Annotated in this window: 14 protein-coding genes; all 14 read right to left on the bottom strand. The window is 44.5% G+C overall.

Features of this window, described 5'->3' with window-relative positions; translation table 11 throughout:
* The 14 genes from rplW to L0M98_RS06515 all read right to left on the bottom strand — a co-directional run bounded on the left by rplW (nt 1) and on the right by L0M98_RS06515 (nt 17,039).
* Nucleotides 1–291: a 50S ribosomal protein L23 gene (gene rplW / locus L0M98_RS06580; protein WP_099291613.1), complete on the bottom strand. Its 291-nt coding sequence runs from the start codon at nt 289–291 to the stop codon at nt 1–3.
* Nucleotides 292–294: 3 nt separating this feature from the next.
* A complete protein-coding gene (gene rplD, locus L0M98_RS06575) occupies nt 295–933 on the bottom strand; it encodes a 50S ribosomal protein L4 (protein WP_186975991.1) in 639 nt (212 codons plus the stop codon).
* On the bottom strand, nt 933–1,550 hold the full coding sequence (gene rplC, locus L0M98_RS06570) for a 50S ribosomal protein L3 (RefSeq protein ID WP_099291611.1): 618 nt from the start codon (nt 1,548–1,550) through the stop codon (nt 933–935). Before rplC ends, rplD begins: the two co-directional genes overlap by 1 nt.
* A 67-nt stretch (nt 1,551–1,617) precedes the next feature.
* A complete protein-coding gene (gene rpsJ, locus L0M98_RS06565; RefSeq protein ID WP_009137840.1) occupies nt 1,618–1,923 on the bottom strand; it encodes a 30S ribosomal protein S10 in 306 nt (101 codons plus the stop codon).
* Between the two features lie 77 nt (nt 1,924–2,000).
* Nucleotides 2,001–4,103 carry an elongation factor G gene (fusA, locus tag L0M98_RS06560; protein WP_227217879.1) on the bottom strand — a complete coding sequence of 701 codons (2,103 nt, stop codon included), beginning with the start codon at nt 4,101–4,103 and terminating at the stop codon, nt 2,001–2,003.
* Between the two features lie 19 nt (nt 4,104–4,122).
* Nucleotides 4,123–4,602, bottom strand: coding sequence for a 30S ribosomal protein S7 (rpsG, locus tag L0M98_RS06555; protein ID WP_186975992.1), 480 nt, complete (start codon nt 4,600–4,602; stop codon nt 4,123–4,125).
* Between the two features lie 110 nt (nt 4,603–4,712).
* The gene (gene rpsL, locus L0M98_RS06550) at nt 4,713–5,126 is read right to left on the bottom strand and encodes a 30S ribosomal protein S12 (protein WP_099291608.1); all 414 of its coding nucleotides are present in this window, start codon (nt 5,124–5,126) and stop codon (nt 4,713–4,715) included.
* Nucleotides 5,127–5,513: 387 nt separating this feature from the next.
* On the bottom strand, nt 5,514–5,921 hold the full coding sequence (locus L0M98_RS06545; protein WP_237961676.1) for a LytR/AlgR family response regulator transcription factor: 408 nt from the start codon (nt 5,919–5,921) through the stop codon (nt 5,514–5,516).
* 117 nt (nt 5,922–6,038) lie between these two features.
* Entirely contained in the window at nt 6,039–7,124 is a 1,086-nt protein-coding gene (locus L0M98_RS06540; protein ID WP_237961675.1) for a TlpA disulfide reductase family protein, read from the bottom strand.
* 140 nt (nt 7,125–7,264) lie between these two features.
* Nucleotides 7,265–8,968 carry a DUF4998 domain-containing protein gene (locus tag L0M98_RS06535; protein ID WP_227216620.1) on the bottom strand — a complete coding sequence of 568 codons (1,704 nt, stop codon included), beginning with the start codon at nt 8,966–8,968 and terminating at the stop codon, nt 7,265–7,267.
* Between the two features lie 5 nt (nt 8,969–8,973).
* Nucleotides 8,974–10,353 (bottom strand): DUF4959 domain-containing protein, encoded by a 1,380-nt coding sequence (locus tag L0M98_RS06530; protein WP_227216619.1) that lies wholly within the window; start codon nt 10,351–10,353, stop codon nt 8,974–8,976.
* 30 nt (nt 10,354–10,383) lie between these two features.
* Nucleotides 10,384–12,336 (bottom strand): RagB/SusD family nutrient uptake outer membrane protein, encoded by a 1,953-nt coding sequence (locus L0M98_RS06525; protein WP_227216618.1) that lies wholly within the window; start codon nt 12,334–12,336, stop codon nt 10,384–10,386.
* A 20-nt stretch (nt 12,337–12,356) separates the two neighbouring features.
* Nucleotides 12,357–15,830, bottom strand: a complete 3,474-nt coding sequence (locus L0M98_RS06520; RefSeq protein ID WP_370645589.1) for a TonB-dependent receptor — start codon at nt 15,828–15,830, stop codon at nt 12,357–12,359.
* A gap of 75 nt (nt 15,831–15,905) precedes the next feature.
* A complete protein-coding gene (locus L0M98_RS06515) occupies nt 15,906–17,039 on the bottom strand; it encodes a FecR family protein (RefSeq protein ID WP_227216616.1) in 1,134 nt (377 codons plus the stop codon).
* Nucleotides 17,040–17,190 lie beyond the last annotated feature (151 nt).

Raw genomic sequence — 17,190 nt, 5'->3', positions numbered from 1 at the left:
TTAAATATTGCTAAAAAAATCAATACTATCACCTTCTGCTAAGGTCACAATTGCTTTCTTGAATGAAGCGGTTCTTCCGGAGATAACACCTGCTTTCGTGTAACGGGATTTTGCATCTCCCTGGTACACCATCGTGTTTACATTCTTCACGGTCACGCTGTACATTGCTTCAACTGCTCTCTTAATCTCTAATTTATTCGCTGCTTTGTTTACAACAAACGCTACTCTGTTCTGCTTGTCAGTCAATGCTGTCATTTTCTCTGACAAAATGGGCTTAAATATCACTTGCATGTCTTACTCTTCATTAAGATTGAACATTTCATTCAGGCCCTGCACTGAACTTTCAACGAACACGAGATTCTTAGCTCTCATGATATTGTAAGTTGCAAGATCGCAAACTCTCATCACATCCAAGTATTGCAAGTTACGAGCGGATAACAGAACGTTATCGTTCATCTCGTTCGTCACCAACAGGATGTTCCGATCACCTAATTTCAGGTTATTCAACAGCTGTACCATCTGTTTTGTCTTCGGTGCCTCGAAGTTGAGATCCTCAACAATAGTAACTGCATTTTCAGCAACTTTCACAGATAACGCTGATTTACGGGCCAATCTTTTCAGCTTCTTGTTTAATTTGAAGCTATAATCTCTTGGTACGGGTCCAAACACTCTACCACCACCCCTGAACAGAGGGCTCTTGATACCACCAGCACGGGCACCACCGGTACCTTTTTGCTTTTTCAGCTTGCGGGTACTACCGGAAATCTCGTTTCTTTGTTTTGACTTGTGGGTTCCTTGGCGGTTGTTCGCTAAAAACTGCTTTACATCAAGATAGATAGCGTGTTCGTTAGGCTGAATCCCGAAGATAGCGTCATTTAACTCTACCTTCCTGCCTGTTTCTTGTCCGGCAATGTTTAATACACTTAACTCCATTACTTCTCGATAATTACGTATGAACCTTTAGCTCCGGGAATAGAACCCTTCACCAATAACAAATTATTCTCGGGTATCACCTTCAACACTTCCAGATTCTGAACCGTTATTCTATCACCACCTGTTTGTCCACCCATGCGCATTCCTTTGAAAACGCGTGACGGTGTAGAACAAGCACCGATAGATCCCGGCTTTCTCTGACGGTTGTGCTGACCGTGAGTAGCCTCTCCAACTCCAGCAAAACCGTGGCGTTTCACAACACCTTGGAATCCTTTTCCCTTGCTGGTTCCTACAACATCAACGTATTCTGTTCCCTCGAACAGTTTCACGTCAATTACATCTCCTAACTTGTACTCGACATCATACCCTGAAAACTCAACGAGCTTTCTTTTCGGAGTTGTGCCTGCCTTCTTAAAATGTCCACTTAGCGGCTTCGTTGTGTGTTTTTCTTTTTTGTCATCAAAACCCAACTGAAGTGCTGTGTAACCGTCTTTCTCTACAGTTTTTACCTGAGTTACAACACATGGACCGGCCTCAATCACAGTGCATGGAACACTTTTTCCCTCGGCACTGAATACGGAAGTCATTCCGACTTTTTTTCCAATTAAACCTGGCATCTCTTTTTTTCTCTTTTTAAAAATAGGTTTTCAATCTCTCTAATAACGACATAAGTTTTCGCCGTTATCATACTTTAATCTCTACTTCAACACCGCTCGGTAACTCTAGTTTCATCAAAGCGTCGATCGTACCTGCAGTAGAACTGTAGATGTCGATCAATCTTTTGAACGTGCATACCAAGAATTGTTCACGGCTCTTTTTGTTCACGAACGTAGAGCGGTTTACAGTAAAAATACCCTTGTGAGTCGGAAGCGGAATCGGTCCGCTTACCACTGCGCCGGTAGCCTTTACTGTCTTTACAATCTTCTCTGCAGACTTGTCAACCAAGTTGTGATCGTAAGATTTCAACTTAATTCTGATTTTTTGGCTCATGTTTTTAATTATGATTTATGATTTAAGATTTACGACTCTCGATCACTCTTGAATCGTAAATCACTAATCCAAAATTCTTACAATAATTCTACTCTACCGTTATTCTTCTCTACAACTTCCTTGGCAATGCCCTTCGGTACCTCGGCGTAATGCGAGAACTCCATGGATGAACTTGCACGACCGGAAGACAAAGTTCTCAAAACGGTCACGTAACCGAATTGCTCTGCAAGCGGCACTTTGGCCTCGATCACGCGAGCTCCGGCTCTTGACTCCATTCCTTCAACTTGTCCGCGACGACGGTTCAAGTCACCGATAATATCTCCCATGTACTCTTCCGGGGTTACCACCTCGAGTTTCATGATCGGCTCCAACAACACCGGTTTCGCTTTCTGTGCTGCTTCCTTGTAACCGATCTTAGCGGCCATTTCGAAAGACAAAGCATCAGAGTCAACCGGGTGGAACGAACCGTCAAGCAAAGTAATCTTCAAGCTTACCAACTCGTATCCGGCCAAAACACCGTTTACCATGGCATCCTTGAATCCTTTCTCTACAGACGGGATAAACTCCTTCGGGATATTACCACCTTTCACCTCGTTCACGAAAGTCAAACCTTCTTTTCCTTCTTCTGCCGGTTCCATTCTGAAGATGATATCAGCGAATTTACCGCGACCTCCGGTTTGCTTCTTGAACACGTGACGGTGTTCAACCGTTCCGTTAATAGCCTCTTTGTAAGCAACCTGAGGAGCACCTTGGTTACATTCAACCTTAAACTCGCGTCTCAAACGGTCAAGGATAATATCCAAGTGAAGCTCACCCATACCACTAATCACGGTTTGCCCTGAATCCTCGTCAGTCTTCACGCGGAAAGTCGGGTCTTCTTCAGCCAATTTAGCTAAAGCCATACCTAACTTATCCGTATCTTTCTGCGTAAGCGGCTCAACAGCAATACCGATCACCGGTTCCGGGAATGTCATACTTTCAAGTACGATTTGATTTTCCTCGGTACACAAAGTATCTCCGGTACGAATATCTTTAAATCCAACGCAAGCACAAATATCACCAGCCTCGATCACATCCTTAGGCTGTTGTTTATTGGAGTGCATCTGGAACAAACGAGAAATACGCTCTTTCTTCTCTGTACGCGGGTTGTAAACGTATGAACCGGCCTCGATTTTACCGGAGTAAACACGTGTATAGCACAAACGTCCCACGAACGGGTCAGTCGCGATCTTGAATGCCAACGCGGAAAGCGGAGCATCAGGATCAATCTCGAAAGTCACGGATTCTTCTGTTCCCGGTCTTTTACCTGCAGCAGCCGGAATATCCAGCGGATGCGGCAAATAAGCGATAACAGCATCCAACAAATTCTGAACACCTTTGTTCTTGAATGAAGAACCGCACATCACCGGACAGAAATCCATAGCGATAACGGCTTTACGAACCACGGCTTTCAATTCTTCAACCGTGATAGAATCAGGATCCTCGAAGAAACGTTCCATCAAAGCCTCATCCTGAACAGCGGCAGCCTCAACCAACTTCTCTCTCCATTCTTGAGCTTCCGCTAATAAATTAGCCGGAACTTCTTTAATTGTTGCCTCCTTCGATCCATTCTCCCACACGTAAGCCTTCATCTCGATCAAATCGATTATTCCCTCGAAATTCTCTTCTGCACCGATAGGCAACACTAATGGAATCGGGTTAGCTTTCAATTTCTCGCGAATCTCACGTACTGCCTTGAAGAAGTCAGCACCTGAACGGTCCATTTTGTTCACGAAAGCGATTCTCGGAACCCCGTACTTGTTTGCCTGACGCCAAACGGTCTCCGATTGTGCTTCCACTCCGCCCACGGCACAGAACAATGCAACAGCACCGTCCAACACACGCAATGAACGCTCTACCTCAACGGTAAAGTCAACGTGTCCCGGGGTATCAATAATATTGATTTTATATTGCTGGTCCTGATAATTCCAGAAACAAGTGGTAGCGGCAGAAGTAATGGTGATACCCCTCTCCTGCTCCTGCACCATCCAGTCCATGGTAGCCGTACCATCGTGAGTTTCACCAATCTTGTGGTTCACCCCCGTGAAATACAGGATACGCTCAGTCGTTGTGGTTTTTCCGGCATCAATGTGAGCCATGATACCGATGTTTCTTGTAAAATGTAAATCTCTTTTTGCCATCTTCTTTCTATCCCTTCAATTAAAATCTGAAATGTGCAAAAGCTCTGTTGGCTTCAGCCATACGGTGAATATCCTCTTTCTTCTTGTAAGCCGCTCCTTCTTCCTTGTATGCAGCCATGATTTCAGCAGCTAGTTTTTCTGCCATGTTTCTACCGCTTCTTTTGCGAGAGAACAGAATCATATTTTTCACGGAGAGAGCTCTTTTTCTCATCGGGTTGATTTCCGTCGGCACTTGGAACGTAGCACCACCTACACGACGACTCTTCACCTCAACTTGCGGAGTGATATTCTCCAAAGCTTGTTTCCAGATTTCCAACGCAGGCTTTTCTTCTTTTTTACCTATTTTTTCTTCCACGATATCAATAGCATCGTAGAAAATTCTAAACGCGATAGACTTCTTTCCATCTACCATCAAATCATTAACGAACCGAGTTACTAATACATCGTTAAACTTCGGGTCCGGTAACAGGATTCTCTTTTTTGGTTTACTCTTTCTCATCTCTTCTAGTTTACGAATTTGTTCGTTCGCTGCCCTTTCCGGTCTTCAACGGTCTCACGACCATTTACTCAACTTTTCGGGAACAACCCATAAACAACTCCTGTTAATTCTTACTTTTTCTTACCTTTAGCGGGAGCGGCCGGAGCAGCACCTTTTTTCGGTCTCTTGGCACCATACTTGGAACGACTCTGTAAACGACCGTTAACACCGGCAGCATCCAATGTACCGCGAACCAAGTGATAACGAACTCCCGGAAGGTCTTTCACACGACCACCTCTAATCAAAACAATAGAGTGCTCTTGCAAATTGTGTCCTTCTCCCGGAATGTAAGCATTTACCTCTTTTCCGTTGGTTAATCTAACTCTGGCAACCTTTCTCATCGCTGAGTTCGGTTTCTTCGGGGTTGTCGTGTACACACGAACACAAACCCCGCGTCTTTGCGGACAACCATCCAAAGCCGGAGCCTTGCTTTTGTCCTGGATTTTTGTTCTTCCTTTTCTTACTAACTGTTGAATAGTTGGCATACAAGTACTTTTAAATTAGTTACTTTTATTCAATTTGGCTCGCGAATGTACGAACTTTATATTTCACCACCAAACAATTCTATCTTTTTTTTCAAAAAAAGGGCAAGACAGTGAGAAGGTTAGCCGTACTTATAAACAAATAAACTCACATTTTCCTTTCCCCTTCTCATCAAACTCTTTTCAAAAACCTTCCCGAACGAGTTTGAAAGGAGTTTGAAAGGAGTTTAAAAGGAATTTGTTCCCTGTCTTCACCGGGATTACACCCCGTCTTCACGGGATATTCATCGGATTTCCCCAACCTCGTGTATCGTGTTAACACCTGAAACATATTCACCGGCACCCGTCGATAAATCTATCCACGAGACCGGTGAATATTAAATTACACGATTACTCCCCGTTCCCCGTTTTCGGGTTTTCCCGGGAAGTATCCAGTATATTAAAACAAGCCAACACGTTTTTCCGGTAATAGTCCCCCAGCGGGAACCATTTCTCCCCGGCTCGCAAGGAGTTGCCCGCCCACGTGTCGACATAACGCAGGTTCAGGATAAAACCACGGTGTACACGCACAAGATAGGCGTCCGGTAGTTGCCACTCCACGCTACCCAAACGGCACGCCACGGTAATCCGGGATTTATCTTTTAAATGAAAATAACAATAATTACCCGATGCCTCTATCCAAAGGATTTCGGCATAGAAATATTTCTTGTAATACTCGTCCTGACGGATAAGCAAGCCATCTGCCACCAACGGTGACTCTCTCAAAGGTGCAGTTACACCCGATAAATCTGTTTTCATTGACAATTAAATTTATGCCTCATGAAAAACTCACCGACGGGCGTAGACAATAAATAAAAAGAGGGGAGCCATTTTCTCGACTCCCCCCCTAGCACGCACCAAATTTATAAAACACGATTACTTTTTCTTGCTCTTTTTCAGCAACTTCGCCACCGTGTCACGAAGGGCATCCCCGCGGAGGCCTTTCGCCACGATACGGTTCTCCGCGTCAACGAGGAATGTTGCCGGGAGTTCGTGTACCATGTAAAGACGGGCGATCGGGGAGGCGAAGCCTTGCAAGTCCGAGCCGTTCGTCCACACCATCCCGTCCATCCCGACGGCGTTACGCCAGTCACCACGGTTCTCGTCGAGCGAGATACTGACGATTTCCAGACCCAACGGGCGGTATTGCAGGTAAAGTTTCACGAGGTCGATGTTGTCCTGACGACAGAGCGGGTTCGTTGAAACCCAAAAGTACACCAGCTTCAACTTGGCGGGAAGGTCGTGCAACGAGAAGGTGTTCCCGTCGGGCTTCTCCGTGGTGAAATTAGGTGCCACCTCGCCAATGGCTAGTTTCTCGTAGTGTTCCAACGCCGCAGCGATCCGCTTGCCGGGAACGGTAGCACGGGCAGCCTCCCCGAGAAGGTCATACTTCGAGCGCAAGCCCTCCTCCGTTTCACCGCTGATACCGAGGGCGATCACGTGAGCCGTGGCGTACTCGTCGGGGTTCGCCTTGATCAACTCCAACATGGCATTCACCGATGCCTCGTAGGCCTTGTTTACTTTGTCTTGCAAGGTTTGAATGTTCACCCCCGGCTGTTGTACTTCTGCCGCCACCTTGGCTTGTTCTGCCAAGAAAGCTTGACTGATACGAGTGAAGCGGGTCAACAATTCCTGTTGCTTGCCGCCCTGAATTAATACCCCGGAGTTACTCACATTTACCATGAAGTTAGCGTTCTCGAGAATCAACGGTATCATGCCGTTCCCGTCAGAAAGAGCGAGGTAAGCCGCCACGGGAGCGTTCACCTTGCCTGTAAAGACGAAAACGCCGTTTTTAACCGTCACGTAACCCAGCGTATCGAGCTTCTCCCGCTCGTTACCGATTAACAGAAGAGTACCGTCTGTCACCCCGCTCACTTTGCCACTGATTCGGTAGCAATCCTGCGCTTTACAAGCAAATGCGGAAAGCATCGCCAAACCGATTAAAAATAAAATTTTTCTCATAATTCTATTAAAATACAACTCTCTTTTATTCTATTCTCGTCAAGAAAAGAAACTCCCCGCCAACACGAGAAACACATCTTGTTTCAACGTGTAGTAAACATCACCTCTCCCGCCTGTCACAAGCAGGAGAGGATAGAATATTAAAAATTCAATTTAGAAAGCGGAATAAATTTACCAAGACGCAAATTATAGGCTCCCTGATCGTCCACCTTGTGAGTACTCATGATCAAGCGAATATAACGCACGGGTTCTCTACACAAGTCTTCAGGTACGACAATATAGGTCTCCTCGGCGGGAGAGTTACCAATAATAGCACTACCGTCCGTATAAGTGGCTTTTGTCCAAGAGTAACCATCATTAGAAAATTCTATCATCAAGGATGACAACAAGTATTTCGAGTCATCTTTCTGATTCCGTTCAGGCTGTTTCACCTTGAAACCTCTCACTATTTGCGGTTTATCTCTTCCCATATCGTAGGTCACGGTAACAATACTGGCTCCCAATGTCCACCTTGGTTCAAAATAAACCTCCTCGTCCCATTCATCCCAATCGTTCTCGAAGTGAAGTTTGGCATCATAAAGCAACCAAGCCGCACCATTATCAGCGTAACCATTGCAAAGAGTATCAGAGCAAGTCACTTTCCACCCCGTGGTATCACACGACTCGTAGGTCGGTTTTGCATTCAAGTTAGTCGTCCCCAACTCGTTCACCATAATCTTTCCGAGTTCTTTAAATTTATCAACACTGTTATAAGCCTCGTAATCAGCAGAAACAAAGTAATGATTATTGTAATGTTCCACAGAAAACCCTGGGCGTATAGCCTGCAAAAACGCCAACGTTACACAAGCCACATATTTATCCGTCGTGCTCGTGAACGAACGCACGAAAGAGGGTTGCATATAACGGTTTTTACCCAAAATAACTTTTTTCAGATTCGGGAGATACAACAAATCTAGGAAAGAAGTAAAATTATAATCCAATTCCACGATTTCTACCTCATTCATCTTTTCTTCCCAACCATTACCATAAAGTTTCAACATCAATTGAGCGAACTCCGTGGACCACAATCTCTCCTCGAAATTCAAATTCATCGGCTCGAATTTAATCGTATCCACGCAACCACTCAACAATCCTCTTCGCTCAATGAATAACGGCTTCGTAAAATCAATTTTTTCTCCCGACCCCACAGGCAAAAGAAACATATTATCGGGCTCCTCAATCAGTTCCCATCCACCCCTCACGTACGATAACGTATCATCCATGTGCTCCTTGATGTTCCATCTGCACACTTCATCTTTTCCTTCAACGTGATAGCACAATTCCAATTCCCTGATATTCTCGTTATCTCGATCAAGCACGATTGCCAATTTGTCTCCCAAACGGCTAAAGAATGAAATCCCCCGCGTGAAAGTTCCCAAATCCTCGTGAGCAAACGTGTAAGGACGCCCGTACTTTTCCTCAATCAAAGACTCTGAATCGTCGGCAACCACATTACACACCCGTACCGTGTACATAGAATTACCCAATCCTTCAAGGTAAATGGTATCCATCAAATCTCCCTCGTGGTTCAGCTCCGCACGCTCGATATAACGCACCTCGGGAATCGTTTCGTTTTCTGACTGCCAAGTAACTTTCACCCGTTCAATTCCAGCATCAGCATGATTTTTCCAAATCACTTGTAAACGCTCCCAGCCGGCCTTCACCTGCACGTTCGAACATCTACCCACATAACGAATCATTCCTCCCTTGGTAAATTCGTCATATGTATCTTCCAAACTCTCGTTGCAACTCCCGGTAAAAAATGCAAACAGCATACCGAGCGCATAAATTGCGTATTTTCTCATAATTATTACTCCTTTTCTGTTTTAGCTTGTACCACTACATCGATCTCGTCAAATGTGACATACTCCTTTGTATTTTCGTTCCAATCAGCATTATAACGATTCGAACGATAAGTATCCTCCACCACAAGTATTAGATACTGGAATTCCTCTTTAGTGTAGTTGCACATCAATCTTAGCACGATGGGATCCTTGGTAGCATACTCCGCATCTGTCAAGGCATCACAACGTTCACCGCTCCCATAAATGTTATCCGTATTTTTACACCAAGAATAATTTTTCCAATAATTGAATGTATAATCCTCCTTAAAATCGCAGAGCAACGTGCAAGCACTCAAATCAACCGTATTCGGGTTTTCGCCCGCTTTCACGCCATACACCTTTGCTTTACTCGGTAAACGACTTTGGTAGTTACCACACCACAACTCTCCAAGCACTCCACTCCCCGGTTGCGGGTAATAATTACCTAAATTCAAGAAAGCGTAGACATAAAGGGCTGCCGGCACTTGCGGTGTACCAAAATCAAAAATAAAGCGTTCACTATAAGCATAAGGTCCCGCCATAAACGTGTCATACACTCGGTTTTCACCTTTCAAAATATGTGAACGATACCCCTCGCCTTTTTTCTTACCGTCAAAAAGATACTTTTCACTAAAACCATACTGCTCATTCTCCACTATATCTCCCGTGAATTCAAAACTAAAATCACCTGCCTCGTAAGACAACGTATCCATCAAGAGGTTCGGTACATCTTCTTTAACGACTAATTTCACGCGATGTCCCTCGTAATCATCGGTCCTCACCACCACATCCAAACGATCGACCTTTTGGTTTAATTCAAAATTCAACGTATCTCCACCTTCCACGATAGGATAACTTCCCATCAAAATGGAATCCAATTGTTTTGTGGTAGGATTCATCCCAATGTAAAACACGTGAATCGTACCATCCACCGTTTTGGGACTCTGGTAGGTCACGTTAAAACCACCCCAGAACGGATTGATTTCCAAATTATCGAAAATCGACACGGTAGCAGCCGGTTTCGTGCTAAAGTTTTTTTCAATAAAAGCAGACTCTACCATATCACGATTAAAGAAACTCAACCGCACAGGCACTTCCGATCGTGCTTCCGTGAATCCACCTAACAACAAAGAATCGGTGAGGTAAGAACCATCTTTATATAACTCTTTCCCAAAAGCATCGTTGTAACGCACTCTCACCCCAAATACATCCAAATTCGAGGGTAATTTATAACGCATAATAGCTCCACCCGGCACCGGTTCAAAAGCAAGATGCTGAAAGTCCACCGGTACATCGAACGTGACTTCATTGTCATCACAGGCGATAAAACCACACATCAATAGTACTATCAATAATATACTTCTCATAATCTTTGATTTATCATTCCATAATTCATATTACCATCCTATGTTCTGCACGCATCCCGCCCTTTGTACCTCTTCACTCCGGATAGGCCAGAAATAATCACGAGGAGCCACAAATTTGTTTCCCGAATAAACGACCATCGGTCTGCCATTATTATAGAAAGTATTGGCATTATTACCCAACACGTTCCAACCAAACGCTTGCTCGTTCAACTCTACATTGGCAATTTTCCAACGACGAACATTCCAAAAACGATAACCCTCGAAAGCAAACTCTATATTCCACTCCCGACGAATAATCTCACGTAAACCGCTCCGGTCTTGCACCAATCCCGGGTTCCGGGCATTTCTCCATGCCACCTCCACGTCCGGAATACCAGCACGTGTCCGAATCACGTTCAGATATTTGTAAACTTCCGCAAACGGAGCATCACACTCATTCAACGCTTCTGCCGCCGCCAAATACACCTCGGCTAACCGGAATACCGGATAGGGTGTCGTCCCGAAGCTCTGCAATTCTCCCTCGTGAACAGCCAAATTTCCCCTCGAATCACACCACTTTTTCATCCAATAACCGGTAATATTCTGTGGCTCCAAGGCATTTAAACGTTTTGCTTGCAAACCGAAATCTTCCCCTTGATAAGCTTCTACCAAATGCAAATTCTCGTCCGCAGAACCCAATCGCCAATAACAGCGATCAGCAACAATATTAGCATAAAAACGAGGTTCACGACGACGATGCAAATTCAATACCGGTTCATCAAAAGAAACCACATCCGTGTATTTAGGATCACTTTCTTTATCAAGCGCATAAGGATTACCTGCTCCCACCCATCTCAAATCCTGATCAATAGGCAGACCATTCTCGGTATAGAACATCTCAACCATCTTCAACGTGGGAGCAAAACAAGTTCCTTGCAAGGAATGACTCGAAGCATCATCATAAGCAGGCAGGGCATATCCCAACAACGAGCTACCCATAATAGGATACTTCACCATCCACAAAACCTCATCATTCATAAAATTATAAGTGTGCACGGAGTTTTCTATATCGAGCATCTTGGATTGCAAACTCGTGTTTGCCACACTTCCCTCGACTAATGATACACCACCGACTTCATCCACCAAAGCTATCAACTCTTTGGCAGCGTTGGCAGCCCGTTCCCATTTCGCTTTTTCAACTGTTACGGAGAACAGGGGCTCCCCATTTTTATTCACGAAATTCGCATAATCTGTATTACCGTTAAATAACGGGGAAGCCGCATAAAGCAACGTCCGCATTTTAAGAGCCAGCGCAGCTTCTTTGTTAAAATAAGCTCGACGGTCACTTGCCTTCATGCTGCCCGGGGGCAACACTTTAGCGGCTTCATCACAAAGACGAACGATATAATTGAAACAAGTATCCACGTGACTACGCGGGTATTTCAATGATTCCACGTCTGCGTTCGGATCAAGGTCTTCCGGTACAATAATAACAGGACCGTAACGACGTACTAATTCAAAATAGTAATACGCTTTCACCGCTATCACCTCGGCTTTCCATAACTCTTTATCGTTATCCGACAAATTATACACGTTGTCAATGCGAGTGATGAAATGATTGCACATCACTATTGCCGTGTAATAATCAAATCGATAAGAGGTATTACCAGAAAATTTCTTATCATACCATTTATCATCAAGAGGAGCAAGAACACTTTGCATCCCTTTCAGAATATCAATACCATCCGGATGATTGGTCGAGTTTCTGAAATAGTTATCCGCCACCATTTCGTCTGTCGCCCAAAAAGCAACATTATTGTACGGGTTCATGGGGTCCTGCAAAAACAAATAGCAGCTTTTCAACCAATCATCGGCACCCGCATACGTTTCAAAATCGGTGTCAATAGTTGCGATATCGTTTTCTGGCACCACGTCTAACCAACTATCACAGGACGCAAGAAAGAAAAGCGGGAGTGCCCAATAAAGTAATATTCGTCTTTTCATTTTATTCTTATTATCAAATATTAGAAACTAAAATTCAATCCGATGGCATAAGTTTTTTGAATCGGATAGTTGAAACCATTCTCTCCCAATTCCACATCCCAAGTTTTAAAATTGGAAATCAAAAACGGATTATTCACCCGGGCAAAAAATTTCATATTCTGCAAACGTAATTTCTTGTTTAAATCCCCGGGTAAATTATAAGCCAATTCTAAAGAAGTACAACGCAAGAAACGACATTCTCGCATAAAATAAGTAGACTTACGTACATCCGTTTCATTCGCGTACCAATCTTCCTGCTTATTGTAATCCACGATATTAGTCACTGAAAGACGAGGCCAAAACGGGTAATTATCTGTCGTTTTTTCCGTCCAGTGACTCTCGTAAATTTCCTTCAGCATGGCATGATTGCTCACGAACGGAGACAACGCTTTCGGGTTTATGAAGAACCCTCGTTTACCGGATCCTTGAAAAGCGAAGTTAAACTCAAAATTCTTGTAATTGATGAAACCACTGAACCCGTACACCAAGCGCGGAGTTTCCGGGAAACCGATACGCACGGCATCCTCAATATCAATAACACCATCTCGGTTGACATCACGATACCGAATATCCCCGGGCATCACCCCGGTACTTGCTTGAGGCGAAGCATCTATTTCCGCTTGATCTCGGAACAATCCCTCGGCGATATATCCCACCGGTTGGGAAATCTCGTGCCCATTCTTCAATTGATACCACGGTCTATCTACCGGTTCTTCCAAATCCTTGTAAACAGCTTTACTGTACGTTAAGGTTCCATTCAAAATAACCCAAAGATCTTTGGAGAAAGCATGTTGAACTTTAGCAGACAAATCTATACCACGAGAGCGCACTTTCCCGATATTATCCAACGGGTTAACCTCTACTCCTGCCTGAGCGGGTATTGTCACCCTGCTCTCGATAATATTATGGCGCACTTCCTGATAAAAATCAGCATTAATTTCCAAAACATCCTTGAAAAAACGGGTTTCCAAACCAAGATTAATTTGCTCAGCTATTTCCCATTTCACATCCGGATCGCCATAATTCTCAACTTTCTTACGCTCAAAGGACTCATCTTTCCCGGGACGAGGATCTTTATTACCTAATTGTGCCGTTTTAATTTCCGGCATATAAACGAAGCGCGGTGTTTTAATAATACCGTCATTTCCCACTTTTCCCCATGAAACACGAAACTTCATAAAAGAGAACCAATTACTAATATTTTGCATGAAATTCTCCTTCGACACAACCCACGCACCTCCCACTGCCGGGAAAAAGCCCATTCGATTGTTCTTGGTGAAACGCTCTGAACCATTGTAACCAAAACTAGCTTCTACGAAATAACGATCCAAATAACCGTAAGAACCACGCATCGAGAAACTCAAATTACGTGTCTCGAAACTATCAAAAAGTTCGTACGCAGGCATCGAATTTCCTTGTTGTGCCTGGAATACTGCGGTCAGTGAAGTTTGGTGATCACCCCATGCTGCAGTGTGCAGCAATCTTCCCTCGTAAACCCACTGTGTCGAGGATGACATACCTTGATTGTTACCACTCGCCGGCTTCCGCAATGTCCGGTTACCCTCCGTGGGATTCAATGCCGTTAAGGTATGCACGTCTTTTTCAAAATCATACCCGCCATTTTCCAAGTCCAAGTAATAATAAAAAGGGTTATTTGCAAATATATTATACTCGTAACCGGACTTTGAGAAAGAAACACTCGCCCGCAACTCCAATCCCTTCACGAGTGAAGAGAGGTTATGGATATATTCCATGCGACTGGTTAAACTAAAACGACTACGGTCGTTATAACCACTTTGTATGGATGCATAAGGATTATTGGCAAGATTGCCATTCTGACGCATACTACCAAAAAGCAAGTGAGGCCAGTTATGGCCCTCGTCAGCAGGATAAGTCACCGCAAAATCCACGGGTGAAGCATTAAACGCCAACTGATACGCCGAGGTCATGTCTTGCATGGGACCATGGTACTTGTCGTACGTGTACGACGTATTTACCAGCAAACGAATACCGGCACTCAAGTCCACGTTCAAATTAAGACGGGAAGAAAGAGTGGAATTCTTGATATTCACATCAAACTGGTTCAATTTATCAGTATTTAACATACCTTGATCGTTCACGTAGTTAATAGACGCATAGTATTGCATCACTTCCGAACCTCCACGTACATTAATACCAGCACGATGATTAATCGAGAAATTCTTGAACAGAATGTCATACCAATCGTTGGCGGGATACACATACGACGGATAACGAGGATCCCCCGTGCGCTCAATTTTCATCAAGGAATAAGCAGGCGTTGCACCCGGATTACGAGCTAACAAAGCCTCGTTATACATACGCATATAGGTCTTTGCATCAACTACTTCAATTTCATCCGTCGGTTGAGACATTACCGCCTCGTAACGTACTGAAGTGTAAACACTCCCCGCTTCACCTTTTTTCGTGGTTACCAAGATCACACCGTTCGCACCCCGGGCACCATACATCGCCGTTGCTGAAGCATCTTTCAACACGGAAAAGCTCTCGATATCTTCTGGCACCATACGAGCCAAATCCAAACGGGAAGATTCTACCCCATCTATCAATACTAAAGGCTCGGACACCCCATTGGAAGAACTAACTCCACGAATGTAGAATTTCGTGTTCATTTCCTCCTCAGTCAAAGCACCCGGGAGTCCCCCAGTCTGCCAACCAATGATTCCAGAAATTTTACCAGTTAAAGCAGTTGTTAAGTCGCTACTAGATGATTTCAAATCCATCGGACGCACTGTCGTGATTGCCGAAACCACACTCTCTTTTTTCTGTGTACCAAAAGCAACTACTTGAACTTCCTCAAGGTTCTCCTCCGTGGGAACCAAACGAATATTCAATTTTTCCTTCCCCTTGATTTCGACAGCTTTTGTTTCATACCCGATGAAGGAAACCCTCAATATATCGTCTGGCTTGGCGGCAATGGTATATTGACCTTCAGCATCAGAAGCAACCCCCTGTGTCGTTCCCACGATCACAACGGTAGCCCCGGCTACTGGATTTCCCTTTTCATCCACAATACGACCGCTGACTTGTAGCATCTTTACTTCCGATTGAGTCTTCGCTTGTTTCTTTATAACCACCGTCTGCCCCGTGATACTATACGCCAAGCCTTTCCCTTGCAACAACGAATCCATCGCTGTCCGTAACGAAACATCTTTCAACGAAAGCGACACATCCTTCACGTGCTCCACATCCGGAGCGTTAAACACGAACTCGTATCCCGTCTGTTGACGCAAACTCTCGATAACTTTCACGAATGTTGCATGTTTCAGATCAAGGCTGACTTTGGGCACAGCCTGCCCCCATACACGGGTATTGCCACCGCATAACAACCCGCCGATTAGAAAAATAGTTTGCAATAGCAAAATAAATTTTCTGTTTGGGCTCGTCCCAAACCATTTTCGTCGATTTTTTTGCATAACTTTGTACTTGAATTTATTTAATGAATAATTCAGCCTTAAAAGCGAGAGATGTGTGCGCATCTTTTGCTTTTTTTATTGCTGTCCTACAATCACTTTCTTTCCATGTATTTTGTATTTTATTTTTCCAGTCAAAACCACTTTATCCAATACCTCCTCCAGTGTCTTGCTCCGCTCCACGTATATATAATAACGATCGGTTTTCAAATGCTCCGATTCGTACTCCACTTCCATATCATACCAACGGGAAAGTTCATTCATCATATCTTCCAAGGTCACATCCTTGAACACGAATTCCCCGTTCTTCCATGCCAGCACTGACACCAAATCAGCCTCTCGTACAGTCAGAGCACCACCACCCGCCACACACTGCTGACCGGGATTCAATATCAAAGAATCCGGACCTGCCGCCACGCTCACTCGTCCCGTAACCAATGTCGTTGAAACATCGTCTCCCCGGTAAGCATTCACATTGAATTCCGTTCCCAACACTTTTACCGTTACCGCTGCCGCCTCCACCAGAAAAGGACAGTTTTCGTCACGAGCAACTTGAAAATACGCCTCACCCTGCAAATATACCCTACGTTCGTCTAGTTGGAATTCATCGGGGAAACGAATTCTGGATTCCGAATTTAATATCACCCGCGTACCGTCTGCCAGAGTCAACTGGTATTCTGCTCCCCGGGGAACAATCACTTCACTATAGGTTATCTCTTTCTTATCAGACTCTAGCACCTGCTTTTGTTCCAACTGCTTCAATCCATTGTTCTTTACCTCGAAACCCGGCACCTTCAAGGTAGTATTTTCACCCGTCTTAACGACATGAGTTGTACCATCAGACAACACCAAGCGAACCCCCTCTGTCTTAGTCATCTTAACCATTGGTGATACTTTCGATTCTCCATCCATTATCAAACGGACACCGAAAAATACCCCGACAACAACAGCCGCCCCGGCAATCCATCCCATCACACGGCGAGATATAAACCGACGCTTCCGTGTCCGCTGCCTCACTGCAAGCCAAGCCCTTTCAATTTCCTCCCGGGACGGGTCATTCACCTCCTGCCCCTCCCGGTAGAAAGCCTCGGCATCTTTGCAAAATCGTTCTCGTTCTTTGTCCCCCTCTTGCCATTCCGACACTTCCTGCTTTTCCCGCTCGGAAGATTCATCGAGAGCCATTCGCTTTATTTTTTCCCACTCGATTTCCATGATTCATCATTTGCTTTACATGTATAAGACGACACACTTTGAAACCGGGGGACAAAATTCACCAACTTTTTTTTCAAATTAATTTCAAAAAAATCTCATTCCCTCTTCAATACAACCTATTTCACCGTATTCCCCCCCCGAATCAAGTAAT

Source organism: Butyricimonas sp. DFI.6.44, assembly GCF_022132345.1.
GTDB lineage: Bacteria > Bacteroidota > Bacteroidia > Bacteroidales > Marinifilaceae > Butyricimonas > Butyricimonas muris.
This window is presented reverse-complemented; position numbering and strand designations above follow the sequence as displayed.

What these genes read in the sequence shown, in the direction of transcription:
- L0M98_RS06520 (WP_370645589.1), bottom strand. Translation starts at nt 15,830, where the DNA reads ATGCAAAAAAATCGACGAAAATGGTTTGGGACGAGCCCAAACAGAAAA.
- L0M98_RS06515 (WP_227216616.1), bottom strand. Translation starts at nt 17,039, where the DNA reads ATGGAAATCGAGTGGGAAAAAATAAAGCGAATGGCTCTCGATGAATCT.
- L0M98_RS06540 (WP_237961675.1), bottom strand. Translation starts at nt 7,124, where the DNA reads ATGAGAAAAATTTTATTTTTAATCGGTTTGGCGATGCTTTCCGCATTT.
- L0M98_RS06545 (WP_237961676.1), bottom strand. Translation starts at nt 5,921, where the DNA reads ATGAAAACAGATTTATCGGGTGTAACTGCACCTTTGAGAGAGTCACCG.
- rplD (WP_186975991.1), bottom strand. Translation starts at nt 933, where the DNA reads ATGGAGTTAAGTGTATTAAACATTGCCGGACAAGAAACAGGCAGGAAG.
- rpsJ (WP_009137840.1), bottom strand. Translation starts at nt 1,923, where the DNA reads ATGAGCCAAAAAATCAGAATTAAGTTGAAATCTTACGATCACAACTTG.
- rplW (WP_099291613.1), bottom strand. Translation starts at nt 291, where the DNA reads ATGCAAGTGATATTTAAGCCCATTTTGTCAGAGAAAATGACAGCATTG.
- L0M98_RS06535 (WP_227216620.1), bottom strand. Translation starts at nt 8,968, where the DNA reads ATGAGAAAATACGCAATTTATGCGCTCGGTATGCTGTTTGCATTTTTT.
- L0M98_RS06525 (WP_227216618.1), bottom strand. Translation starts at nt 12,336, where the DNA reads ATGAAAAGACGAATATTACTTTATTGGGCACTCCCGCTTTTCTTTCTT.
- rpsG (WP_186975992.1), bottom strand. Translation starts at nt 4,602, where the DNA reads ATGAGAAAGAGTAAACCAAAAAAGAGAATCCTGTTACCGGACCCGAAG.
- L0M98_RS06530 (WP_227216619.1), bottom strand. Translation starts at nt 10,353, where the DNA reads ATGAGAAGTATATTATTGATAGTACTATTGATGTGTGGTTTTATCGCC.
- rplC (WP_099291611.1), bottom strand. Translation starts at nt 1,550, where the DNA reads ATGCCAGGTTTAATTGGAAAAAAAGTCGGAATGACTTCCGTATTCAGT.
- rpsL (WP_099291608.1), bottom strand. Translation starts at nt 5,126, where the DNA reads ATGCCAACTATTCAACAGTTAGTAAGAAAAGGAAGAACAAAAATCCAG.
- fusA (WP_227217879.1), bottom strand. Translation starts at nt 4,103, where the DNA reads ATGGCAAAAAGAGATTTACATTTTACAAGAAACATCGGTATCATGGCT.